Origin of the sequence: cyanobacterium endosymbiont of Braarudosphaera bigelowii (assembly GCF_020885515.1) — a bacterium.
GTDB classification, from domain to species: domain Bacteria; phylum Cyanobacteriota; class Cyanobacteriia; order Cyanobacteriales; family Microcystaceae; genus Atelocyanobacterium; species Atelocyanobacterium thalassa_A.
Genome location: NZ_AP024987.1, coordinates 1,242,607 through 1,268,206, shown reverse-complemented (window position 1 = coordinate 1,268,206; position 25,600 = coordinate 1,242,607). Strand labels below are relative to the sequence as shown.

The following is a 25,600-nucleotide window of genomic DNA, read 5'->3' as shown; positions in this document are numbered from 1 at the left end:
TATGATATTCAAAAAGTTTAACTATAAGCTATACTATCTCGTTTTCGTAGGCCAAAACAACTAAAGCATTCAATATAGAAGCTGCAATAGGAGAACCACCTTTGCGTCCCTTTATAAAAATTTTTGGGATATTTACTCTTTTTAAAGCCTGTTTAGCTTCTAAAACAGATACAAACCCTACTGGTGCAGCAATAATAAGACTTGGTTGTATCTTGTTTAAAATAATCTGCTGACATAGGGTTAGCAATGCAGTTGGAGCATTACCTATTACATAAATTCCTGTAGGGTATTGACTACAGCATTTTAACAACCCTGTCTCTGTAAGAGTTTTGCCAGGATTAGGACTTGAAGCCTGATTAACTGAAGTAACAACCAAATTTTTAAAGGTTTTACCAACTAAGCCAAAAACTCCTTGTCTTACCATAGTGACATCTGTCACTATGGTAGTCTGTTTTTTAATTGCATTGATACCATTTATAATTGCACCTGGACTGAAAACTAAGGAATTAATAAGATCAAAATCAGCTGTAGAGTGAATAACACGACGAGCAACTTTATATTCCAATGGTTCAAACTTATGCTGACCTATTTCTTGATCAATGATTGCAAAGCTTTTATTGGTAATAGGATGACTCCAAAGTAGGTCTTTTTTCATAAGGTATAACCATTAAATAATAATAGTATTTAGTAAAAGCTAGAGAATATACTTGTATGAATACCATTCATGATATTTTTTCTTACTTAAATATACATTTAAGATAAATTCATATTTCTTTGATATTCAGATAAAGTTTTTAGTGCATCCTTGTAGACTTCAATATTTATCTTTGAGTCATCATAGCTTTGAAAATTTAATACTTCCTCAGCTTTTCCAAGATATAAAGGAAGATCTTCTTTTTCATTTATATGTAGAAGAACTCGTGCCCTTATCGTTAATTTATTATCTTTTCCCATAGATCTTCCATAAACGAAATAATTTTGAGCTGCTTGTCTTAAGGTCTCTAATAACTTTATTTTAGTAATAGAAGGTTTAACGGAAATTACTATTTGATCACCAGCATTATCATATACACGAGATAAAGATACTGACGTAGTCGTTTTATTATAGTTTAGCAAGCCTATTTTTAATCCAAAAAGTCCTACAGTTAGAACTATTACAAATCCTAGAATTCCAACTAGCCGGAAACGATTTTTCCAACTTAGCATGAAAGACAAAATTACAACTAAGAGTAGGATGATAGTAGCCATTAGAGACCATTGTATATAATTCGGAAAATTTATAAAAGTAAGCATTTTGTTAAATATAAGTTTCAGTTTGTAATTTTGATGAATCTTATCAGAGTCTAAAGAGTTTCTTGATTTATTTTCAATGATTAAAGAAAATTTCAGAGAAGTACTAAGAAATATTCTGCTACATACAGTTAATTAAATATAGGATTATTTCTTTTTTTTAAATAAATGAGAATTTGCTAATTATTTAGTATTACTTCTAAAAAATAGAATCTAAATTTAGTTATTTTTTTAAAAATACTAATATCTCACTTAATATGTTAGTAAACTAATTTTCTAAATTTCTATCTTAAAACTATATAGTTGAATGAACATTTACAAAACATATTTACTAAATTTAGAGTTTTTTCACAGTTAATTTTTAACATTTGGCTACTAATTTAAAAAGAGATACTTAATCTAATATCTAGAATTTATTTTAATCTTCAACAAAAACATAACGATAGAGTTCATTAGCTTTTGGTTCAGGACTTTGCTCAGCGAACTCTACTGCATCATCAATAACTTCTTTAACTTTCTTTTGAATAGCATCTAATTCAGCTTGATTAGCTATATTTTGACTAATCAGATAATTACTGAGTTTTTGAATAGGATCCTTCTGTTCCCAAAACTTTTTCTCGTCTGACTTTCTTAACTCATCTGGATCAGCTAAAGAATGCCCTCGAAAACGGTAAGTCAAAGCTTCAATCAATGTAGGCCCTTCCCCTGCACGGGCACGGGCAATAGCTTCTTTTGCCACTTGCCTTACCGCTAAAACATCCATTCCATCTACTTCTACTCCTACCATGTTAAAGACAGCTGCTTTCTTATAAATTTCTGGTTGCGAAGTGGCTCGATCATGAGACATTCCAATGGCCCATTTATTATTTTCTACTATATAAATAATTGGTAACTTCCAAAGCGCAGCCATATTTAAACATTCAAAAAATTGGCCATTATTACTTGCACCATCTCCAAAAAAACAAGCTGTTACCTGATCAGAATTATTATCATTCATAACTTGACGACGATATTTGCTCTGGAATGCAGCTCCTGTAGCGACAGGAATACCTTCCGCAACGAAAGCATATCCTCCTAAGAAACGATGTTTTCTTGAGAATAGATGCATTGATCCTCCTCTACCCTTGCTACATCCTGTTTCTTTACCAAATAGTTCTGCCATAATCTTACGAGGAGAAATACCAGAACTTAAGGCATGCACGTGATCTCTATATGTACTGGCAATATAATCTTCACTAGGACGTAAAGCTTTAATGATACCTGTGGAAATAGCTTCTTGACCATTGTATAGGTGAACAAATCCAAACATTTTTCCCCTATAGTACATTTCAGCACATTTATCTTCAAATAAGCGACCTAGGAGCATATCTTCATAGAGGATTAATCCTTCATCTTTAGTTAAATGGATAGATCTCATATCAAATGTAGGTAGAATACGTTCAGAGCTCATAATAACTAAAATAAATTTAATAACAGGACAGAGAAAAAATCGAATTATAAAAAACGAGAACTGGGAATATTGTTATAGTTATATCAAGATAAGTTATCTTAATATAACTGAAAAATAGATATATTCTATTTGGTCATAGTTTAAACTAAACAGATATTTTAATGTTATGTAGATATAATTACCATATTTGAAGAGCTCATATTATGGTTACAATTTTAAAACTCTCACTATACTTGAATAGCTATAACAAATTTGAAAAAGAACGACATTTTTTAATAGGGATTTTGTTAACTATATTTATACTTAACTATTAAGTATAAATTTCGACTACTTTGATTCGAGGAAATCAAACGTGCGTATACCCTTAGACTATTACAGAATATTAGGAGTTTCTCCGAATACAGTAGATGAACAACTTCATCGAGCTTATCAAGATAAAATTATACAACTTCCTCACCATGAATATAGTGAAGATGTAATTCAAAAACGTATAAATCTATTAAATGAAGCTTTCCACGTTTTATCTAATCCAGTTACAAAAACCGACTATGAGTCAAGTTTCTTAAAAGAAGTCTTCTCTAGCGCTAATAAAGATTCTATGTTTGATAATAAAAAGTCAGACATAGTTAATCAAGAACAACAGTCTATATATGAAAGCTCAAGCATTAAAATCCATGAAAATCATCTTTCTGGAGCCCTTTTAATACTATATGAATTAAGCGAATATGAATTAGTCATACAATATGGAGAAAATTATCTTAAATTGTTATTTGATTCTTATCCAAAACTTATAAGTGACAAAAGTTTAACAACGTCTCAAATGGATATAGTTTTGAGTATTTCTTCAGCTTATTTAGAAATTGCTCGACAGCTTTGGCATGATAAGACATATGAAAAAGCTGCTGCTGCTGGATTAAAAGGATTAACTTTTTTAGAAACAAATCAACTTTTTTTGTCTATACAAAAAGAAATTTATTCGGAACTTGATAAATTAAGACCTTATCGTATCTTAGAATTGTTAGCTCATCCTATACATTGTCAATCTCTAAGACAAAAAGGAATTGATCTATTAGGAACTATGCTTGAAAATAAATATGAAGTTAATGAACAAACAAAAAGTTATTTTAATCTTAAAACTAATGACTTTTTAAGTTTTCTCCAGCAAATGAGAATTCATTTAACTATTAATGAACAGAAACAAATTTTTGTAGACACTTATAAATATTCTTCTTCTCTTGTAACATCCTATTTAAAAGTAAATATCTTAATAGCCCTTGGTTTTTTTGAGAAAGAACCTTACCTAATTTTAGAAGCTCAAACAATACTTGAAAACTTAGAATCTCACAAGAAAGTCTCTATAGAACAAACTATTGTTGCTTTATTGTTAGGACAAACCCAGTTAGCTGAAAAAATCTTATTAAATAAAGTAGACAATCAGCCAATCTTAAATTTTATTAGATTAAATTCTCAAGGTTCTCCTGATTTACTACCTGGTTTATGTCTTTATACTGAAATATGGTTAAAAACAGAAGTTTCTAATTATTTTAGAGACTTAAAAGAATCATCATTTTCTTTAAAAGAGTATTATCTTAATAAAAAGGTTCGAGCCTATTTAGATAATTTTTGTGTGGATGTTCATGAAAAGTCCAATCGAAGAAGAAATTATTCAACTTTTCCCATCATTGATACCTTTACGGAAAGCCGTCAATATTATAACTACAGACAAAATCTACAAAAGTTGCAACCAGTTAGTCTAGACTCAATTTCTCACTCTCTATCCACAAAAAATCCTTCTCTTTTTCCATATTTAGAAACTGAAAAGACTTCAATAACAAATATTAAAAATTTAGTGCAAAGCTTTACTAAAAAGAATATTAAAGTTCAATTTAATAAGAGTTCTTTGTATACTACTCAACTTTTAAAAATACTATTGAGAGTCAATTATATTAAAAGTTGTTACTATTTTTCGAGATCGAAAAGAAATACGTTAACTATTCTTGGCAGTGCGAGTGTAACAGGTATTTGCTTACTTTTAGCATATCAGATTAATTCTCCATTATTTACTTTAGAGAAAAATCAATATAGAGTATCTCTTATTAAACCGCTAATAAATATACCCTTAGCTAATACACAAATGGTTAGCACAACAGGTATATTGACATCTGAAGGTTTTCACCAATCAATAAAAACATGGTTACTAAGTAAATCTAAAGCTTTTGGGAAAGATCATGATATTAGTTCATTAAATAATATTCTAGCTGATCCTTTACTTTCAAAATGGCGTAATCATGCACAAAAATTGAAGCAAAACCAAGATTATTGGGTTTATCAACATGAAATCAAGGTTAACCATCTGAAGCCTAATCAGAATAAATTATATCAAGTTATTGGTGAAGCTGATATCAAAGAAACTGCCCAATATTACCATCAGGGTAATATCAATTATGCCTACGATGATATTTTAAAAGTACGTTATACTTTACTTCGCAAAAATGATCGTTGGCTAATTCAAACAATTGATATTATTAACTAAACTGTCGACCTTATTCGTCTAAATTTATAAAAAAGATATATTCTAGGGTTGAAATAATATACTTGAATAAGTTTTAATAAAAGAAGATAGTTAACTTATTATTCTTATTTATTAAACAAAAGGAGGTGTTAACTTTCATAATGACTCAAGTAGTCGTTGGTCAAAACGAACCCATTGAATCTACATTACGTCGATTTAAACGGCAGGTTGCTAGAGCTGGAATTTATATAGACTATAAAAAGCATCAATTTTTTGAAACGCCAGAAGAAAAGCGTAAACGTAAAGAAGCTACTCGGCAAAGACAAAGGTCCCGCCAACATTAAGCTTGATAAAATATTGCATCTTAGGAATTGTAGAGCTTTTATAGTTTGAGCTTAGCTTAGTAACTTAATAAGCCCCTAACTGTTATTTAAAAGCTAGGGGCTTTACCAATAGTTAACATGTACTATTCCAAAATAATAGTTGTAAATTGTTTATCTTTTTTTAGAGTTATTCATAAAGGTTAGTAGTGGACCAGACTGATATATCCCTTTAATGTTTAAATCGCTATGACATAAAACTACTTCATTATTTACTCTGCCTAATAAATCCATTAAAATACGTTTTAAACGTTTTTTGTTTTCTTCAGACTTGTTTAAATTACTTAATTGATCTCTTAAAAATAACTGAGCATAAAATAAAACTGATGCCCCAGCTGTTTCCCATAAATGAGACGAAATATCTAACCATAAATGACAATTATGAGAACTTCTTAAAGAACGATACTGAAAAATTGTAGTCAAAGTTACATAGTCAGTCTTTTTGCTAAAATAATCTTCAGGTTTAGGATTAGCTGTGACTATGCCCTCTCTGAGTAATTGAATAAAATCAACTAAGTTATTTGTTAGAGACTTTATATTTGTATTATATTTTTGTAAACGGTAATCTATTTCCCAAAAATGTTGGGCAGTTTCTGTAAGTTCTTTCAGAGCTAATAGTTGTTCATGAGGTAATTGATACCTAGATTCTATAAATTTTTTAATTGCTGAATCGATAACTTCTATAGGGTTAGCAGGTTGTTTTTGTTCTATTTCATATCTTGTTTCTTTTACCCAAGAATATAACCTTTTATAAGCCTTAGCAGCATTGTATCCCATCCTATCCCACCTAGAATATTGCTCTAACGGTAATAGCTTAGGATGTTGTTTATCCATATAAAAACAATTATCAGCTAAGATTCCTGATCTAACAGGGTCAATTATCATTGTATTATTTTCATAATCATAGCTTAATATAGTGAGCATTTGCGCAATATCATGTGTTTCAACAAATTGTCCTAGTCCAGGAAAAACTAGTCCCAAAAGAGTTAATAATGCACGAATAATTGGGAAACTTATCAGAGGACGTTGTTCATTTAATAATCTAACAGGAATATTAGCTGTTGATAAGGTCTCAATTAGAGTGTAACGTGCGATTTCATCTAAACCAGGTGCAATAATTGCAATTTCGTTAGGAGTAACTTGATGATTTTCAATAGCCTTAACTATAAAATTGGCTGTTTTTTGAAGAAGTTCGGCTCTTGAAGAAGTTTTAATTGATGAGAAAAAGTAAGGAAGTTTTTTTGAAGATAAAGGATTATCTATTTGTTCTAAGATAAGTTGATTGCTGATATCAAAAAGTTTTGGATATGTAGATAATATTATCGTATTACAATAAGGCTTTATACGACATAAGTACTTAGGGTCAGCGCTTAGACCTAATCTAACTTGTCCATATGGATTGTAAGTAAAAACACAAAATTTTTGATGATCTATAAAAAATTGAAATAAATCTTTAGTTATAGCAGGATAGTCATCAATATCATCTGCAAAAATTCCACGATAACGGTTAATTAAAAAATCTCTATATTGAGAGTTAGGCAATAAATACTGCCAATATAAGTTATAGATAAGTCCATAAGTTATTATGCCACGACTAAAACACCATCCTTTCCATTGTGTAATTAATTTCTGCTGTAACTTTGGCAAAGTTTTTTTAGTATGGATAGAGCTATGGAATTCTTTTAAAAAGTAGTATTCTTCTTTTAAGCCATACTCTAATATAAAGGATATGTCTTCAACCATTACCCCACTAGCACTTGCTAATTGCAATAAGTCTAGAGTTTGGCGAATAAAGCGAAACTCATGATTCTTAGTAAGTAATATTTGATACTTTTCTAAATATGGTTTCCATAATTTAGTGGCGAATGCTTGTTCAGTTTCGGTTCTTAAAAATAAAGGGAATTCTTCCTTTAGCTTTAGTTTTTTAAATAGAAGAGGCCAAAATAACTTTAATTCATCTCTCATGAATCCTAAAGGTGTTTTACAATGAATAGCATATTTACCTTTAGTTATAGAAGAAAGTTTATCAAACAATTTACGACGATTATCGTCATTTGCAGATAAAACTAATACTGATGAAGCAAGGTTATGAGTAATTGATTGTATAGGGGTTAAACTTTGGCCATTTCCCCTCTCTTGAATTAAGTAAAAAAACTTCTTAACTAATTGGGTTGTTTTGCCAGTACGAGTAGTTCCTTCAATCCATAAGGAGTTTAACTTCACAAACATTCCTCAATTAAATTAGTTAACATACAATCATTTCTAAAATATTTTTATTCTTTAATTTTTTACTCATTGTAAATAAGCACTAGTTACTATGAAAATTCAGTTCTTGATTAAAAAAACTTTTGATTGGCTGACATCAACTCCAGAGAGATCTTTAGACCGTGCCTATAAAATGGCTTTAAAAGTAAAAGAAATTGAAGATAAATATTTTGGTGGACAAATAATATCTCAAGATCATACTAGTTATGGTAGCAGTGTTGTTTCATATTTTAAGATAGAAATTGATAGCTATCTCAAAAAAATTAATTCAGAGCTAAATATTTTCAAAACTAGTCGACTATTCTTAAAGTTTATAAATATCTCACAAGATATTTATGAAGAAAAAATACTAAATGAAGAAGAACAACAGAATTTTATAAAAAATACAGTTGTTCTTGAAAAGTTAAAATTTATTGACAAGATTATATTGAAATATAACTTAAGTAGAAATGAAAATAATTCAAATAACTCTACTAGTTCAACACAGACTGCACTTAAAATAAAAGAAGAAACTAATAACATTGAAAATATATCTCCAAAAGATAGGCATCGTCTAGAGTCTATAAATCAAAACATAGGTGTTTTACCACGATCTTTTGTTGATACACTGAATAGACTAAGACAAGAAATAGATCCTAAATCAGAGGATAGTGAAGAAAAGGTTTTAAATAGACATCGTAAATCTCGATTAAGAACTGCCCTTTCTATCAAATTTATTTTACTACTAATCATAATTCCTTTACTGACTCATCAGTTAACTAAAACATTTTTATTAACTCCAATAATTCGTCAATATTTTCAAGATCATGGACAAGTAGTATTTATTAACAAAGATTTAGAAGAAGAAGCTTTTGAAGAGTTGAGTCATTATGAAGAAATTCTCAGATTTCAAGGCTTAATAGGACTAAGAGAACCTTTGAATGAAGAAAAAGTTGAAGAAAAGGTTAAAGAGAAAGCTCAAGAAATAACACAGCAATATCGGATACAGGGTATAAATTCAGTTGGCAATGTTTTTGCTGATCTTTTTTCTGTCACTGCTTTTGTAATAGTTGTTATTTTTAGTAGGAAAGAGATAGAAATTTTAAAAGCTTTTCTAGACGAAATCTTATATGGATTAAGTGATCCAGCCAAAGCATTTTTAATTATTCTATTTACAGATATGTTTGTTGGATTTCATTCTCCACATGGATGGGAAGTTATTTTAGAAGGAATCTCCCATCATTTTGGATTACCAGAAAACCAAGAGTTTAATTTCCTTTTTATTGCAACATTCCCTGTTATTTTGGACACAGTACTTAAATATTGGATATTTCGCTATCTTAATCGTATTTCTCCTTCGGCTGTAGCTACTTATAAAAACATGAATGAATAATATTAAAATTTAGTTAACTTAGCGAAATTTTGGAGGAATTGCGTTAATTTAACAAGTGGAAGATATTACAATCTAAAATAACATTTATGACTGTTGATCAATTGTTGCTATTAATTGCTTTACTAAGTCCAGGAATATTACTATCTGCTTTTGTAATGGGAAGCTTTTCTAGAGGCGGATAAATTTTTACTAAGAGAAATTATAGAAAAAAAGTAAATTTTCTCTATGATTTCTCTTATCACTATTCTTTTTGTTCCTCTGTCTGGCTGGAAGATAAGCTTGAATTTGAAAATTCAGTATTAGAAAAATTAACTTCTAGATCTTTACGTTGTTCTATTTTACTAAGAAAGTATCCTGTCATCATTGCAGAAGCAAGAAGGTTATCTAGACTTTCGCGATCAGTAGCTATTCGTATATTAAAGTCTCCGGAAGAAAGTATTCCCATTAGTCCTTGTACATTTTTGGTAATAATTTGCTCAACTTCTAAACTAACAGATTGTGCTATTCGTGATAGTGTTTCAGGTTGCTGTTGTTTAAGATATTGTATGAGGGGGCTAGGATCTTGTTCTTCTGAGAGAAAATCAAAGTTGAATACCATTCTCTAGAACTCCAAATTTGAGTTTAATTTTAATTTATTTATGTTCTGCTATTGTCATATACCATTACAATATAAGCCTTACTCGAAAAAATAGCTAAGAATCTAATTCACTGACTTTGGAAGCTGATCAATTTCGAAATACTGATGAAATTTAGGGGTAATTGATAAAAGATAGGAACGTCCAGGTTTCTTGCTATATTTACGAATAAAATCTAGCTCTACTAATTTTTGTACATGTTGATAAGCACTATTCCCTCTCAATTCAATTAATTCAGTTTGAACAATAGGATTCTTGAGAGCAATTGCCGCTAAAGTTCTCAACACTGCTTTCCCTAATTCGGCAGGAATTATGTTGTCTGTAAGATCGTTAAAGACTGGACGGAGTTGTAAGCTATAACCATTTTCTGTTTCTATAACTTCCAGTGCACTGTCACGATATGCGTAATCAGACATTAATTCAATTATTGCATCTTGTACAACTTCAGTTTTACAGTTCAGATATTTAGCAATATCGACCAGACTCAGAGATTGACCTTTAAGGTATAAAACTGCTTCAATTCTTGTTGCTAATCTTATCATTATTAAATATCACCTTTTATTAATGAAAATATTAAGTTGAACATAATTTATTTTAATCTTCATTTACTTATTAATAAATGCAGTCTTCTTTACTTTTAACTAATGTGAAAACAAAAGATAAATATTTATGTTAAATTTTTAGCGAAAGATTTCATTTGAATTCTTCCTATTTTCTTGAAGAACATTGTATGCTGAGACATTAATTTATCTTTAGACTAGTGATCAACTTATTGTTTAGTAACTAAATAATAAATTGAGGAATTGAAATCATCATATCTATATCATAATTAGAGTCAAAAAACTATTACGTTTCTTTAGAGAAAACTAACTATTAATAAATAGTCCATTAATATAGCAGAAATTAAGTGTAATATATATCTTACACAAACTTTGTAAATAAAGTATTCCAACATCACTTACACTTTTTTGAATAAACTTTAATATAAAGGAAAGATTTACTAAATATAATAGTTAATTTCTAGATTATTTTTAATATAATGCTAAAGCTCATTATTAAAACATTTATTAACTATGATGTCACTTTTTCTTGATGCTTAGGGCCTAATCATATTACGAGAAATATTTTTATTGCTAAAAAAATACAGATTAGTTTAAAAGCTTAAATACTTGGAGAACTATTATAGAAAAGATAACCAATATTCTTATTGCAACTTTTCTGAGAAGTAGTAAAAAGTTATTAAAACTATGTCAAAATCAGTAAATTTACTAATTAATTTATTAAACAACTCTTGCTACCAATAAATCAATTTCTCAGATTTTAAAAATTCGTATGGAATTAATTGATGAACCACCACAATAGATCAAGTTAAAAGAGATAAATATAAAATATTTTTAGATTATGATTTAACTATTATTGATGTCTTTGCCTATTTAGAAGAGATATATCGTTTTTCTACTTTAAAATAAATTGTAAGATTAAAAATGAATTCTGACTGTACAGTAACTAACTATATAAATTAATTATTTACTACAGTCCAAATAGATATAAATAAATAAAGCTGAAAGAATTTGTATACAAAAATTATTGATTTTTTAAAGAAATTACAATAAAAAATAATATATTGGTTATTAATACAAATCTGCGATTACAATTCTAAAATTTTTTATAGCAAAAAAGATTTTTTAAATTAAGCTAGATTCTCCTTATAAAAATATTTAAGATTCAGCTTTCTTCTGTTGTTCCATTAAAAATTTCAATATAATATAATTAATTAAGAAGTTATGAATCAGCCTTTTTCAAGAAAAGACATACCATTAAAATTAGCTCTTAACGGTGTTCGTAAAATTCGTACTATGATAGATGGTTTAGATGAAATAACCCATGGAGGACTACCTTTAGGAAGAACAACACTTGTTAGTGGAACATCAGGAACAGGAAAAACACTCCTTGCTATACAATTTTTATATAACGGGATTAAATATTTTGACTATCCCGGTCTTTTCGTTACTTTTGAAGAATCTCCAAATGATATTATTGAGAACGCATATAGTTTTGGCTGGGACTTACAAAAATTAGTGGATGATGGTTATTTATTTATTCTAGATGCGTCCCCAGATCCTGAAGGACAAGAAATATTTGAAAATTTTGATTTATCAGCACTAATTGAAAGAATACAATATGCCATTCAGAAATATAAAGCAAAACTTGTTTCTATTGACTCTATAACTACAGTTTTCCAACAATATAACGCTGTTTCTGTAATAAGAAGAGAAATTTTTCGTCTTGTATCTCGATTGAAACAATTAGAAATTACTTCTATCTTAACTACAGAACGAATAGAAGAATATGGCCAAATTGCTAGATTTGGTATTGAAGAATTTGTCTCAGATAATGTAATTGTTGTACGTAATGTTTTAGAAGGAGAGCGCCGTCGTCGTACAATTGAGATTCTCAAGTTACGTGGTACAACTCATATGAATGGAGAGTATCCATTCACTATTATTAATGATGGAATTAACATATTTCCTTTAGGAGCAATGAGATTAACTCAAAGATCATCTAACATACGTATTTCTTCTGGAGTACAAACTCTTAATGAAATGTGTGGAGGGGGATTCTTCAAAGATTCTATTATTTTAGCAACAGGTACTACAGGAACTGGAAAAACTTTATTTTTAAGTAAATTCTTAGAAGAAGGATGTCATCAAAAAGAAAGAGTAATTTTATTTGCTTATGAAGAATCTAAGGCTCAGTTGTCTCGTAATGCCATGTCTTGGGGGATTAATTTTGAGGAAATGGAGCATAAAGGGCTTCTTAAACTATTATGTACTTATCCAGAATCTGCTGGTCTAGAAGATCACTTACAAATGATCAAGTCAGAAATTTCCAGATTTAAACCTTCTCGTATTGCTATTGATTCTCTATCTGCTCTAGCTCGAGGTGTTACAAAAAATGCTTTTCATCAATTTGTAACTGGAATCACAGGATATGTAAAACAAGAAGAAATTACAGGATTTTTTACTAATACAACTGATCAGCTTATGGAGGATTACTCTATTACAGAGACTCATATTTCTACTATTACAGATACAATATTAATGCTTAAATATGTAGAAAATCATGGAAAAATGTCTAAATCAATTAATGTCTTTAAGATGAGGGGATCTTGGCATGATAAAAATATCAGACAATATATTATTAATCATAATGGCCCTATTATTCAAGACTTTTTTCGTAACTGTGAAGATATAGTCAGTAATTCTAAAACTAGAGTAGCTTTCAATGAGACAAATGAACTTTCGCACACTATTCATGGTGTTAGAGATGCAACGGGATCATAGCGTTACATTTTCTGGCAAAATAGATTAAATTTATTCTTAATTAAATAAATAAGGAATGCTCTGTCTTATAAAAAGACAGAGCATTCCTTATTTATTTAATTAAGAAGCAGTTATTAATAATCATAATCTCCAGGACCTCCAGCAGCAGCGGATTTCACCTTCTCTGGCTTGTCAACTACAATACATTCAGTGGTTAAAATCATGCCGGCAATAGAAGCAGCATTTTGTATTCCGGAACGAGTTACTTTTGCGGGATCAACAATTCCACTAGCTAACATGTCAGAGAATTGTCCTGTAGCAGCATCGTAGCCGATATTAAAATCTTTTTCTTTAACACGTTCAGCAATAACTGCCCCATTTTGACCTGCATTCTCAGCAATGCGTTTCAAAGGAGCAGTTAAAGCACGGGCGACAATTAATGCACCAGTTAATTCTTCACTAATATCAAGATTAGCATGTGCCCATTCTTCTAATTTTGGAGCAAAATGTGCTAGCGTTGTTCCACCACCAGGAACAATACCTTCTTCAACAGCAGCTTTTGTAGCATTAATAGCATCTTCTAGTCGAAGTTTGCGATCTTTCATCTCAGTTTCTGTAGCAGCACCAACTTTGATAACCGCAACTCCACCAGACAACTTAGCCAAACGTTCTTGTAGCTTTTCTTTGTCATATGAAGAGTCAGAGTCTTCAATTTGTCGACGAATTAGATCACAACGAGATTTAACTGCTTCTTCATTACCTTCAGCTACAATCGTTGTGTTATCTTTAGTCATAATAAGACGTCGTGCAGACCCGAACATTTCAATTGTTGCGCCTTCCAGCTTTAAACCTGTCTCTTCACTAATTACAGTACCACCAGTAAGAATAGCAATATCTTCAAGCATTTGCTTACGACGATCTCCAAAACCAGGAGCTTTGACTGCAGCAACGTTTAGAACACCACGTAAACGGTTAACTACTAAGGTTGCCAAAGCTTCTTTTTCAATATCTTCAGCAATAATAACTAAAGATTTTCCTTGACGAGCAACTTGCTCTAAGATAGGAACTAAATCTTGGACCAAATTAATTTTTTTATCAGTGATAAGAATACATGGTTCTTCAAAAACTGCTTCCATTCTTTCAGGATCAGTAACGAAGTAAGGAGAAATGTATCCTTTGTCAAAACGCATCCCTTCAGTTATTTCTAGTTCAGTAAACATTGATTTACCTTCTTCTAGAGAGATAACACCTTCTTTACCAACTTTATCCATGGCATCGGCGATCATTTGACCTACTTCTTCATCGTTACCTGCAGAAATAGAACCAACTTGAGCGATAGCTTTAGAATCTTCAATAGGTTTTGAATGTTCTGCAATCTTTTCTACTAGAAAATTAGTAGCTTTATCAACACCACGCTTTAAAGATATAGGATTAGCTCCAGCAGCGACGTTGCGTAAACCTTCTTTTACAATAGCGTGAGCTAGTACTGTAGCAGTAGTTGTCCCATCTCCAGCTACATCATTAGTTTTTGAGGCAGCTTGACGAATTAAGGATACACCAGTATTTTCAATATGATCTTCTAGCTCGATTTCTTTCGCAATGGTAATACCATCGTTAACAATTTGTGGAGCACCAAATTTTTTTTCGAGAACTACGTTACGACCTTTGGGACCAAGAGTAACAGCAACAGATTCTGCAAGGATGTCCATTCCTCTCTCTAATGCACGACGTGCATCTTCGTTGTAAACAATAGACTTAGCCATAGATTATTCCTCTTTTATGTCAATTCTAAATAAAGTTAATAAGAATTTGCTATGTATATTTTAAGCAACAGCTGCTAGGATATCTTTTTCAGAAAGTAGTACATAGTCTTCTCCAGATAGCTTGACATCAGTTCCAGCATATTTAGAGTAAAGGACTTTATCACCTACCTTGACATCCAGTTCAGAACGACTACCATCATCATTACGTTTGCCAGGCCCAACAGAAACAACTTCACCTATTTGAGGCTTTTCTTGAGCATTATCTGGCAATAAAATACCGCCAGCAGTTTTTTCTTCAGCAGGATTGACCTTAAGAAAAATACGATCTCCAAGGGGCTTAACGGTAGATACATTAATACTGATTGCTGCCATGAATAAATCCTCCTTTAATATTTATTGAAAAATCAAGAGTTCTTTAAGGTAACTTTTTATAGAGTTAGCACTCTTAATCCTTGAGTGCTAATTTAACGAAATATTAGGAGTTCTGGCAACTGTTCATTGTGTACGGGTTCCCGAACTTTCTATTATTAAATAATAAAAATATTCATGTAATATTTCATGCGATATAGATTTTTTTTATGATAAATTATGAAGGTCAAGACTAAAAGAATCTTACTTAAATTATAAAGATCATATAACTATAACTATGACAAGTAATGTAATAAGAGGTGATCAATTTAGCCTGTTTTTAATTAAATGAAATATATTGTAGACTGTATGATACCTTGATAAGTATTTCTATTTTATTTTTCTAGTTAATACTATAGTTATCCAAATTTAATTTTTGCAAAAAATCATGTTTCTTCTAAATTACTATGCATGTGCTGGTTATTTAATGGTATTGCTATTTAATTTGTCGTTGATAGCACAGGCTTTATCCCCCATGCAAGAAGAATATGAAACTACAAAGCTTTTCCCAAAATCTAATAAAAAATCACAAGTTAAAAACTATATCGATGATTTTAAAGGAAAACAGGATTTATTGATAAAATCTAGTTTTGAAAAAAGCAATTACATAAACACAATAAAATCATCTTTTGAAATCAACTGTAAACAAGTAAATTTTCCCTTTAATTTTAGATATGTTGATTACTTAAAAACTGTCTCTATAAAATCACTTTCCGAATGTACAAGTATAGATAATAAATTTTTAGTATCTTCTATAAAAAAGGACAATATTAAGATAATACTTAATAGATCTCTTACTCTAAGAGAAGTTATTTCTGTAGCTTTACAAAATAATCAAGAAATAGAAAATGCTCGTGTTGTCATAGAAGAGTTTAAAGCACGACTAATTGAGCAGGAAGCAAAGCTTTATCCTAGTTTAGATATAGATTCACGCTTAAATCATAAGTTTTTTGAGAGACAATCTATTGACTTTAGCCAAGGTTTCAGAAAACAAGTTGCAGCAAGTTCTCGGGAAACAACAGGAATTTTCAATGTTTCCCTCCGGTATGATATTTATACTGGTGGTGAGAGAGACGGTCGTATTAGAAAAGCAGAACGAGAAATTAGGGGTCGACAACTACAGCTTGAACAAATTGCTGAACAAATTCGTTTTGAAGCAACAGATAATTATTACCTTTTACAAAATGCTGATGCTGAGGTGGCTATTGCTCAAGCAGATGTTGAAAATGCCACTCAAACTTTAAGAGATGCACAGCTTTTAGAAAGGGCTGGTTTAGGAACTAAGTTTGATATATTACGTGCAGATGGAGATTTGGCGACTGCTAACGAACAATTAGCAAGAACTGTTGCAAAACAGCGAATAGCAAGGAAAAAACTTACAGAAACCTTAAATTTAGGTCAAAAAGTTGAGCTATCAGCTGCTGACAATATTTCTGAACTAGGATATTGGAAACTTTCGTTAGAAGAAACTATAGTTCAAGCATATAAAAATCGTGCAGAATTAGAACAACAACTCATTCAAGTAGAGATAGGAAAGCAAGATCGTCGTATTGCGATCGCAGAAATAATCCCTAAACTAGATATTATTGCTCAGTATGGCTTTAATGATGAATTTGAAGATGCTTTAGGAGCATTAATTAATTATCGTTTTGAGACTCGTTTAAGATGGAGACTATTTGATGGTGGTAGGGCTTTTGCAGGTGCTAGAGCTGCAGAACGTAGAATTGATCAAGCCAATATCCAATTTGCAGATTTACGCAGTCAGATTCGATTTGAAGTCGAAGAGGCTTATTACAATCTCATTGCCAACAAAGGAAATATCGAAAGTACACGCAAAAACATTATTACTAGAGAAGAAGGACTAAGATTAGCTAGATTAAGATTCCAAGAAGGAATAGGTGTCCAAACTGATGTAATAGATGCTCAACGAGATTTGTCTAAGGCACGAGGAGATTTTTTGCAAGCAATCATTGAATATAACCGTTCTATTAATTTACTTCAAAGAGCAGTAAGTAACTTTCCAGATAGCCGTCTATTCAAAAAAATTTAATTCAATAAATCACAAATAAAACAAGAGTAATTAGAATATCCAATTATGCTAACGTTAAGGTTTTCAGTTCCACCCTGTAACTGTAAGTATCTTCAAGACAGTATTGTTAGTAAGGCTTAGAAAAACTGAACCTAAAACAGCACTCCATAAACCATAGCGTAAACGAAAACCTTCAACAAATATAGAGGTGATACCGAAAATCATAGCATTTATAATTAGCAGAGATAGTCCAAGTGTTACTATAGTTAAAGGGATTGTTAAAAAAACCAAAATTGGTTTAAGTAAAGTATTAAGAATTCCAAAAATAATGGAAGCTTTTAGAGCTTTAGTGAAACTATCTATATCAACACCAATAGGTAGTTTACTAACAAGTAACAAACTTGCTGATGTAGTGATCCAAACAATTAGTAAACTTATCATGTTACCTCTTCTCTCATTTATTATTTTGCTATATTATAATTTAAGTAACTAGAAGTTGAAAACCGTAATATTAATCAGAGAAAAACATAATTTAGTTTTTTTAAAGGATAAATAGTAAAGTTAAATCTTTGTAACAATATATTTCATAAAATCTTATCATAAAGCAAAGTAGAGAAGTGATTATATTTATTAGCTTTAGGGAGTTTATAGCTTATGTTATCTAATGCACAAATTTTCATTGCCTTAGCTGTTGCTTTAGTTCCTGGTATTCTAGCGTTTCGTTTATCTACGGAACTTTATAAATAATTTATATGTCTGCTAAGACTAGCAGGTATATTGTGAAGTTCTCTAGCAGTGATGCTAGAGAACTTCATAAGTATTTAATGTAACTTTACTTATTATTTAATGTCTAGAAAACATATTCATCAAAAAAAAGATACTAATAGCTATCATTTTGAATATAAGTGGATGATTATAGAAGTTGTTACTAAATTAATAATGAATGGGCTACTATCAACTATTGCAATTTTAAGTATTATTAGATCGGTTAATTATTTAAAATTACAACAAACTAATCTTAGAGAATTACAAGCTGAACTTCAAGAGACTAGACAACGGGTTTCCAAATTAGCAAGAGAATTTGGAGATAGTTTTTCTCCTAATATGACTTATCGAGTTATGTATAAGCAGAGTCATTTTACAGAACCTGAACGTAGAAGAATTATCTACCTACCAGATAGAAACGATAATTAAAAAAATTAATTAAGTCATTATAAATTGCTCAAAGCATCGTTTTTGCAAATAACTAATAAATTCTTAATTTTCATATTCTATTAGTACTTTTTTAGAAGGTAAAATTATATTGTTATGACTTTAGAAAGACTTATTATTCATTATTATTTCTTGTGAATACTAGACATAGTAAAATCAATTATGAATCTTGAGCAATAAAATAAAAAATTATACTAGATATTAAACTTTACTTTATACAATTAAAAAACAAAAAACTGTATTTTATATCTTATGAAGCAACCCTTAAGTGAAACTTGTGATCAACTGGGAAAAGAGGAATATCTCAATGAGATACCAGATGAAGCAGAAATGCCATTACTAGATCATATTGAAGAGTTAAGAACACGTATTCTTTATGCTTTAGCAGCAGTATGTTTGAATATAATCTTATGTTTTGTAGTAGTAAAACCCCTCGTAAGATGGTTGGAGGTTCCTGCACAAGGAGTAAAACTTTTACAACTAGCACCTGGAGAATTCTTTTTTGTTTCTATAAAAGTTGCTGGTTATAGTGGTTTACTGATTACGAGCCCTTTTATCATTTACCAAATTTTAAGATTTATTTTACCTGGATTAACTCGTAGGGAACGTCGTCTATTAGGTCCCACTATTCTTATCTCTAGTGTTCTCTTTTTCGCAGGGATAGGATTTTCCTATTGGATTTTAATACCTGCTGCATTAAACTTTTTTATAACTTACGGCTCTAATGTAGTTGAACAAGCTTGGTCAATTGATCGTTATTTTGAATTTATTTTACTATTAATGTTTAGTACTGGTATTGCATTCCAAATTCCTATAATTCAGTTAATGTTGGGTTACTTGGGTATCATATCATCCCATAAAATGTTGAGAGAGTGGCGTATAGTGGTAGTAGGCGCAGTCATTTTAGGAGCTATTTTAACACCATCTACAGATCCTTTAACTCAATCTTTATTAGCTGGAGCAGTCCTAGTATTATATTTTGGTGGTATTTTTATCGTTAAATTAAGTGGTAAATAATATACTAAGAATAGTTCTCTTAATGCACAATAGGTATTTAGGCTATGGCTAATATCTATAATTAAACTTTTCTATTCAACTTTTAAGATCCAAAATGGATATGTATGTTTTTTTTGTTAAGTAATTTGTCCTAATATTGCTACATATATATTAATAACATAAATAATATTTGTACATAACTGATAAATCTCCAAATCAATTCTTACGTGTGTTTTTCAGCTATCGTAACTAGTAATACAAATTATTATTACGTAGCCATTTAGCTTGTTCTTCTAGTTCATTCAAAACATTAGGGTTAACTATCGTAGATTTATCTCCTTCAATACTTTGTCCTGCTGCAATTTGTCTTAAAAATCTCCTAACAATTTTTCCAGAACGTGTTTTAGGCAATTCTTGTGTAAACTGAATAGTTGCAGGACGAGCAATGGCTCCGATTTCTCTAGTAACATGTTGTTTTAGCTCATTAGATAGCTGATCGCTCGCCTTGAAACTATTATTAAGTGTTACAAAAGCATAAATATCCTCTCCTTTAATTTGGTGTGGTACGCTAACTACACTTGCTTCATTGACTGTGTGATGTGAGACTAATGCTGATTCTAACTCCATAGAACCTAGGCGATGACCTGAAATATTCATAACATCATCAGTACGCCCTAAAATCCAGAAATAGCCATCGGTATCCCTACGTGCACTATCTCCTGAAGAATACATACATTTATCCGATTTATCGGATAAAAATTTCCAATAACTTTTTTCAAAACGTTGGTGATCACCATAAATGGTTCTTAACATACTTGGCCATGGATTCTTAATTACTAACAATCCACCAGTATTTCTAGACACACTGTTGCCACATTTATCTACTACATCCGCAATAATGCCAGGAAAAGGAAGAGAAGCCGAACCTGGTTTACTAGATATTGCTCCAGGTAAAGACGTTATGATGATTCCACCTGTTTCTGTTTGCCACCAAGTATCTACAATAGGACATTTCTCATTACCTATTATCCGGTAATACCACATCCAAACTTCAGGGTTTATAGGTTCTCCTACAGTTCCTAAAAGTCGCAAAGAGGATAAATCAAACTTTTGAGGTATATCTTCCCCCATTTTCATAAAAGAACGGATGGCAGTTGGTGCAGTGTAAAAAATATTAACACCATATTTTTCAATAATATTCCAAAAACAGCCAAGATTTGATGGTCGAGGAACACCTTCATAAATTAAAGAGGTGGCTCCGTTTGACAATGGGCCATAAACGCTATAGCTATGTCCTGTAATCCAGCCTATATCAGCTGTGCACCAATAAATATCTGTATCTTTTAGATCAAAGACCCATTTAGTTGTTATATGAGTATATAGACTATATCCACCAATAGTATGTACTACTCCTTTAGGTTTTCCAGTACTTCCACTGGTGTAAAGAATAAACAAAGTATCTTCACTATCCATAATTTCTGGAGGACAATCAGTAGAGATATTTTGCTGCAAATTATGCAGCCAAAAATCACGTCCATTTCTCATCGTAATATTTTCTTCTGTGCGTCTAACTACTATTACTTTCTCAATGCTTGAAGAATTATTTTCCAGAGCTATGTCAACTTGAGATTTAAGAGGAACAATTTTATCTTTACGAAAACCACCATCTGCAGTAACCAAAATTTTTGCTTGTGAATCTTTTAAGCGTCCTTTTAAAGATTCAGCACTAAAACCTCCAAAGACAACTGCATGAACTGCACCTATTCGAGCACAAGCAAGCATAGCAATGATAGCCTCAGGTATCATTGGCATATATATCGCTACACAATCACCCTTGGTTACTTTTAATTGCTTCAGAATATTAGCAAATTTACAAACTTCCACATATAGATTTTCATATGTTAAAATTCGAGAATCGCCAGGTTCTCCTTCCCATATAATAGCTGGTTTGTTTCGTCTTGAGGGAGTAAGGTGACGATCAATACAATTATAAGTAATATTTAATTTTCCATTAACAAACCACTTAGAATTAGGTGGATTCCACTCTAAAACATTATCCCATTTATGAAACCAGTGCAACTCTTTTGCTGCAAGGTTTTCCCAAAAACTTTCTGGCTCTAATATAGATTTCTTATAAAGTTTCTCATAATCTTGAAAGCTTTTGATATGTGCATTAATGCTAAAATTGGATGAAGGAGAAACAACTCTTTCTTCTTGAAGAATAGATTCTATAGTATCTTCTTTGTGGTGATTTAACATGGCATATGATCATAGTTGTAAAAATTATATTTTCAAGTTAATTATATAACTTTGATTTATAGTCAAATTTAATTATCTTCAATATTTAGTAAAAATAAACCATATATTAAAAATATGTAATAAAAATTAAATAAATAATATTAGAATAAAAATTAAAGTTAAACCAGAATGATTAGCTATGTATTAAAACTAGCTTTTATTGCATTAGCAACTTGTTCTTGTTCCTGTGGTAACATGCCAGGAAATATGGGTAATGAAAGCACTTCGTGGGATACCTTTTCAGTAATTGGAAATGACATTTCTTTATACCCTAAATTTACGTAAACCTTTTGCAAATGAATAGGAATAGGATAATAGACCATAGAAATAATTCCTTGATCTTCTAAACCTTTTTTTAAAATATCTCTATTATATTTTTTGTTGTTTATTTTGTTTTCTACTAAAACTGTATATTGATTCCAAACATGATATCCTCCCATAATTTCCTTAGGAAGTTTTATCATTGAAACTGAATTTAATAACTTGTCATAATAATCAGCTATTTTACGTCTTTGTTCATTCCATGTATCTAGATAAGATAGCTTTACTTGTAAAATGCCAGCCTGTATAGTGTCTAAACGACTATTAATACCAACTACATCATGATGATAGCGTTGCATAGAGCCGTGCTCCTTAATGATTCTAATAGTCTGAGCAACTCTAGAATCATTAGTTGTGATCGCTCCACCATCTCCGCACGCTCCTAAATTTTTTGTGGGAAAAAAGCTAAAACAGCCTACATGTCCAATACTACCAACAACTTTCTTTTCCCATTTAGCCCCAGTAGCTTGGGCACAATCTTCGATAACATATAAGTTATGTTTATTAGCAATTTCCATTAAGCGAGTCATATTGACAGGTTGTCCAAAAAGATGAACTACGATAATTGCTTTAGTTCTAGGACTAATTGTTTTCTCTATATTTTCCAAATCCAAATTAAAAGTATCACGCTCAATATCAGCAAAGACTGGTTTTGCTCCTACTAAGCTAATCGTTTCTGCAGTAGCTATAAAGCTGAAAGGAGTAGTGATTACTTCGTCATCAAAACCAATATTTAGTGCTTTTAAGGCTAAATAGAGGGCGTCAGTACCTGAGTTGCAGGTTAAACATTGGGAGGTACCTATATATTGAGATAACTGCTGTTCAAAATCTTTTACAACAGAACCACCAATATAGTGGCCGGAGCGTACCACCTTAAGGATCGCATTATCGATTTCTTTATTAATAGACTCGTATTGACGAACTAAATCAACGGGAGGAATAGTATTTACTTGCATTTTTATCTATAAGAGCAATTCGTTTCATAAATAGAGATATATTGTAGATAAACGAGAATAATATATGAGATCTCATTATTTAATATGCATCTTAACATAGAAAATAATTAACTTTAAAAGCTTAATATTAAAAATTTTAATTATGTTAACTTTATCTATACATATAAAACTATCGATATTCAGAAAGTATATTCAAAAATTTAACTTTTAAGCAATTTTATTTGATAACAAAAAACATAGTGACTATACTTAAGTAGGAGGAAACCTATCATTTTTTTACTACCAGTCTTTTAGTAGTTCTAATATAATTGTTTTTGCCATAAGTGTTGTAAATTATTAATACTGATAGTTTATTTATCTTATATTTTAAAATAAAAGAAAATCCTTTCTTAATTAAAACTGTATTTAAATATATATAATTTTGTTTTTTTCTGATATCGGTAAATGATTAATTAAAAGTCCATCATACTAACAAACGATATTATTATATTTGACAAGTAAATAATATTGATTATTTAGTTTACTTTGAATTTGTAAAAAACTCAGTAACGACTCGTTCTTCCCTATTACTATTGGTTACAACTATAGTATTTTCTTTCAAACTTCCAACGGCTTTATCTCCAGCCAGAGTAAACTTAGGATTTTCTTCTTGAAGATAAAATACACTACCTATAGCTTCAATATTTTGGTCAATAATATACCAAGTTAAATTATTAGCTTGTAATACACTCTTATTATTGTTATTTATTCCTTGAACTTTGCCTTTAAGATAAGCAATATTATTGCTTAAATCAACATGTGCTTTATTGCCAATAAGAGTAATATTTTCTTCATATTGAACTAATTGAACTGGTTGATCAGAAAATATTTGACGAGTTTGATAGTTCCATAAAATTGCATTAGCTGATGCTTGAAGAGGTGGTTGAATAGATTTATATTCAATATTGTCCCTAACAAGGATATGATGTTTGTTTAAATGTATAACTATTTTTTGAGCTATTAGATTAGCAGTTATAGTATCACCTTCGAACCTAACAATATTTGATAACTTATTGCTGGTTACCATTTGTTTTTCAATTTCCCAAAACAAATGTTCTGTATTCATCTTTATTTTCTTATGTTCTGATATGGCTTCAATTTTTCCTTTTAATTCTAACTTTTGCTTGTGTGTATAATATTTTCCCTCATTAGCAGAAATTTCTAGCTGAGGATGAAAACCTCGTAGGTTTTTACGCATTGTTAAAAGTGATTCACGTGGCTGCCATTCTATTTCTTCACTACGAATAACTGCTTGATTTCTTGGATCAATTGCTAAAACATTATTTCTTAAAAAAATCTTAGTTCCATTACCATGAATTTCTCCATAATCTGCTTTGATTTGTAAAACAAGTGTACCATTTTCAAAAATATTACCTTTTACAGCAGTTAAAGTTGCTTTTTCACGATCTGGACTATATTTAGCCTCATCTACCTGTATTTTCCAGAGTAGTTTACCATCAGCATCAGACTGTTCTAAAGTAGCATTTTGAAGATTTAAATTAGTTTCTTCTTTTACTTTTTCTAAAGTCTTTGTATTTGTGTTAGTTTTATCTTCTACCTGACAAGCAAGTAGACTTAATAATAGCAGCAGCATTCCCTTCCTAATTAATTTTAGCTTTAGAGAATGCTGTTGTCGATTTCTATACTTTTGATCCATTACCCTTTAATGATAATCGAATATTTTTTCTACTTTAATATTAACGTGAATATTAGCGTGGTTTGTTTTGTTCAAGTATTCCAACAGTAGAGTAACTATTATAGGCTAGATTAGTTCTAGGGGTCTTCTGAATATCTTCTTTGATTTGATCAAGATCAATATAGTGATCTGCAACATTAATTAAGCTATCACTAGTCATAGATCGTAAGCTAACAACTTCTACTCTTGCTCCACGATAACTTACAGAGTTTGCAGCATAGGCCAAATCTCCATCTCCACTTACAATTATTGCTGTATCGTACGATCCGACTAGTGCCATAAGATCAACGGCAATTTCTACATCTAAATTTGCTTTCTTTGATCCATCTGGAAGTTGAACAAGATCTTTTGCAATAACACGGTAACCATTTCTTCGCATCCATAATAAAAAACCTTGCTGTTTTTCGTTAGTTCTATCGACACCAGTATAGAAAAAAGCTCTAAGAAGACGCGAACCTTCAGTTAAACGATAAAGGAGCTTAGTATAATCAATTTCAATACCTAATTGCAACGCCGCATAAAATAGGTTAGAACCATCAATAAAGATGGCGACTCTTCCTCTATTTTCTAGCATCTGTTCAGGAGTAAAAAGCAAATCATCTTCAAAGTCATCATACATTGTTGTTATGCCTCTCTGATCATCAAAGAAGGTTGA

At 30.6% G+C, this 25,600-nt stretch carries 22 protein-coding genes; 9 read left to right on the top strand and 13 right to left on the bottom strand.

Annotated elements, in window-relative coordinates; all coding sequences use genetic code 11:
• Positions 1–28: 28 nt before the first annotated feature.
• The 3 genes from LPC16_RS05250 to pdhA all read right to left on the bottom strand — a co-directional run bounded on the left by LPC16_RS05250 (position 29) and on the right by pdhA (position 2,740).
• Complete coding sequence (locus LPC16_RS05250) at positions 29–655, bottom strand: cobalt-precorrin-8X methylmutase (RefSeq protein ID WP_229637114.1); 627 nt, start codon at positions 653–655, stop codon at positions 29–31.
• A 98-nt stretch (positions 656–753) separates the two neighbouring features.
• Positions 754–1,293 carry a Ycf51 family protein gene (locus LPC16_RS05245; RefSeq protein ID WP_261345099.1) on the bottom strand — a complete coding sequence of 180 codons (540 nt, stop codon included), beginning with the start codon at positions 1,291–1,293 and terminating at the stop codon, positions 754–756.
• Positions 1,294–1,708: 415 nt separating this feature from the next.
• A complete protein-coding gene (gene pdhA, locus LPC16_RS05240; RefSeq protein WP_040055045.1) occupies positions 1,709–2,740 on the bottom strand; it encodes a pyruvate dehydrogenase (acetyl-transferring) E1 component subunit alpha in 1,032 nt (343 codons plus the stop codon).
• Positions 2,741–3,092: 352 nt separating this feature from the next.
• Between pdhA and LPC16_RS05235 the strand changes: the two genes are divergently transcribed.
• Entirely contained in the window at positions 3,093–5,273 is a 2,181-nt protein-coding gene (locus LPC16_RS05235) for an IMS domain-containing protein (RefSeq protein WP_229637111.1), read from the top strand.
• Positions 5,274–5,413: 140 nt separating this feature from the next.
• Positions 5,414–5,596 (top strand): 30S ribosomal protein S21, encoded by a 183-nt coding sequence (gene rpsU, locus LPC16_RS05230; protein ID WP_229637109.1) that lies wholly within the window; start codon positions 5,414–5,416, stop codon positions 5,594–5,596.
• A 150-nt stretch (positions 5,597–5,746) separates the two neighbouring features.
• Here rpsU and LPC16_RS05225 read toward each other — a convergent pair whose 3' ends face one another.
• On the bottom strand, positions 5,747–7,861 hold the full coding sequence (locus LPC16_RS05225) for a DEAD/DEAH box helicase (protein ID WP_229637100.1): 2,115 nt from the start codon (positions 7,859–7,861) through the stop codon (positions 5,747–5,749).
• Positions 7,862–7,949: 88 nt separating this feature from the next.
• Between LPC16_RS05225 and LPC16_RS05220 the strand changes: the two genes are divergently transcribed.
• Positions 7,950–9,269 carry a proton extrusion protein PcxA gene (locus LPC16_RS05220; RefSeq protein ID WP_229637099.1) on the top strand — a complete coding sequence of 440 codons (1,320 nt, stop codon included), beginning with the start codon at positions 7,950–7,952 and terminating at the stop codon, positions 9,267–9,269.
• A gap of 241 nt (positions 9,270–9,510) precedes the next feature.
• On the opposite strand, the gene LPC16_RS05215 is transcribed toward LPC16_RS05220, so the two are convergent.
• Positions 9,511–9,867 carry a DUF760 domain-containing protein gene (locus tag LPC16_RS05215; protein ID WP_040054703.1) on the bottom strand — a complete coding sequence of 119 codons (357 nt, stop codon included), beginning with the start codon at positions 9,865–9,867 and terminating at the stop codon, positions 9,511–9,513.
• A gap of 102 nt (positions 9,868–9,969) precedes the next feature.
• Positions 9,970–10,446 (bottom strand): SMC-Scp complex subunit ScpB, encoded by a 477-nt coding sequence (scpB, locus tag LPC16_RS05210; RefSeq protein WP_040054704.1) that lies wholly within the window; start codon positions 10,444–10,446, stop codon positions 9,970–9,972.
• An 816-nt stretch (positions 10,447–11,262) separates the two neighbouring features.
• Between scpB and LPC16_RS06230 the strand changes: the two genes are divergently transcribed.
• Entirely contained in the window at positions 11,263–11,373 is a 111-nt protein-coding gene (locus LPC16_RS06230) for a hypothetical protein (RefSeq protein WP_407084200.1), read from the top strand.
• Between the two features lie 315 nt (positions 11,374–11,688).
• Positions 11,689–13,248, top strand: a complete 1,560-nt coding sequence (gene kaiC, locus LPC16_RS05205) for a circadian clock protein KaiC (protein WP_229637098.1) — start codon at positions 11,689–11,691, stop codon at positions 13,246–13,248.
• 113 nt (positions 13,249–13,361) lie between these two features.
• Here the strand turns inward: kaiC and groL are convergent, their stop codons facing one another.
• Complete coding sequence (gene groL, locus LPC16_RS05200) at positions 13,362–14,990, bottom strand: chaperonin GroEL (protein ID WP_040054706.1); 1,629 nt, start codon at positions 14,988–14,990, stop codon at positions 13,362–13,364.
• A 60-nt stretch (positions 14,991–15,050) separates the two neighbouring features.
• Positions 15,051–15,362: a co-chaperone GroES gene (groES, locus tag LPC16_RS05195; protein WP_012954133.1), complete on the bottom strand. Its 312-nt coding sequence runs from the start codon at positions 15,360–15,362 to the stop codon at positions 15,051–15,053.
• A gap of 424 nt (positions 15,363–15,786) precedes the next feature.
• Here groES and LPC16_RS05190 point away from each other — a divergent pair, with 424 nt between their 5' ends.
• Entirely contained in the window at positions 15,787–17,448 is a 1,662-nt protein-coding gene (locus LPC16_RS05190) for a TolC family protein (protein WP_040054707.1), read from the top strand.
• Positions 17,449–17,511: 63 nt separating this feature from the next.
• Here LPC16_RS05190 and LPC16_RS05185 read toward each other — a convergent pair whose 3' ends face one another.
• The gene (locus LPC16_RS05185) at positions 17,512–17,868 is read right to left on the bottom strand and encodes a phage holin family protein (RefSeq protein WP_229637097.1); all 357 of its coding nucleotides are present in this window, start codon (positions 17,866–17,868) and stop codon (positions 17,512–17,514) included.
• 213 nt (positions 17,869–18,081) lie between these two features.
• Here LPC16_RS05185 and psaM point away from each other — a divergent pair, with 213 nt between their 5' ends.
• From psaM to tatC, 3 genes are all read left to right on the top strand, one after another.
• Entirely contained in the window at positions 18,082–18,174 is a 93-nt protein-coding gene (gene psaM, locus LPC16_RS05180; RefSeq protein WP_040054708.1) for a photosystem I reaction center subunit XII, read from the top strand.
• A 99-nt stretch (positions 18,175–18,273) separates the two neighbouring features.
• The gene (locus tag LPC16_RS05175; RefSeq protein ID WP_229637096.1) at positions 18,274–18,621 is read left to right on the top strand and encodes a slr1601 family putative cell division protein; all 348 of its coding nucleotides are present in this window, start codon (positions 18,274–18,276) and stop codon (positions 18,619–18,621) included.
• 270 nt (positions 18,622–18,891) lie between these two features.
• Positions 18,892–19,656, top strand: a complete 765-nt coding sequence (gene tatC, locus LPC16_RS05170; RefSeq protein WP_229637095.1) for a twin-arginine translocase subunit TatC — start codon at positions 18,892–18,894, stop codon at positions 19,654–19,656.
• A 228-nt stretch (positions 19,657–19,884) separates the two neighbouring features.
• Here the strand turns inward: tatC and acs are convergent, their stop codons facing one another.
• From acs to LPC16_RS05150, 4 genes are all read right to left on the bottom strand, one after another.
• Positions 19,885–21,894: an acetate--CoA ligase gene (gene acs, locus LPC16_RS05165; RefSeq protein WP_229637094.1), complete on the bottom strand. Its 2,010-nt coding sequence runs from the start codon at positions 21,892–21,894 to the stop codon at positions 19,885–19,887.
• Positions 21,895–22,070: 176 nt separating this feature from the next.
• Complete coding sequence (locus LPC16_RS05160; protein ID WP_229637088.1) at positions 22,071–23,210, bottom strand: DegT/DnrJ/EryC1/StrS family aminotransferase; 1,140 nt, start codon at positions 23,208–23,210, stop codon at positions 22,071–22,073.
• A 520-nt stretch (positions 23,211–23,730) separates the two neighbouring features.
• Positions 23,731–24,906 (bottom strand): LPS export ABC transporter periplasmic protein LptC, encoded by a 1,176-nt coding sequence (gene lptC, locus LPC16_RS05155; protein WP_229637086.1) that lies wholly within the window; start codon positions 24,904–24,906, stop codon positions 23,731–23,733.
• A 52-nt stretch (positions 24,907–24,958) separates the two neighbouring features.
• Complete coding sequence (locus tag LPC16_RS05150; protein ID WP_229637728.1) at positions 24,959–25,564, bottom strand: LabA-like NYN domain-containing protein; 606 nt, start codon at positions 25,562–25,564, stop codon at positions 24,959–24,961.
• Between the last annotated feature and the right edge of the window lie 36 nt (positions 25,565–25,600).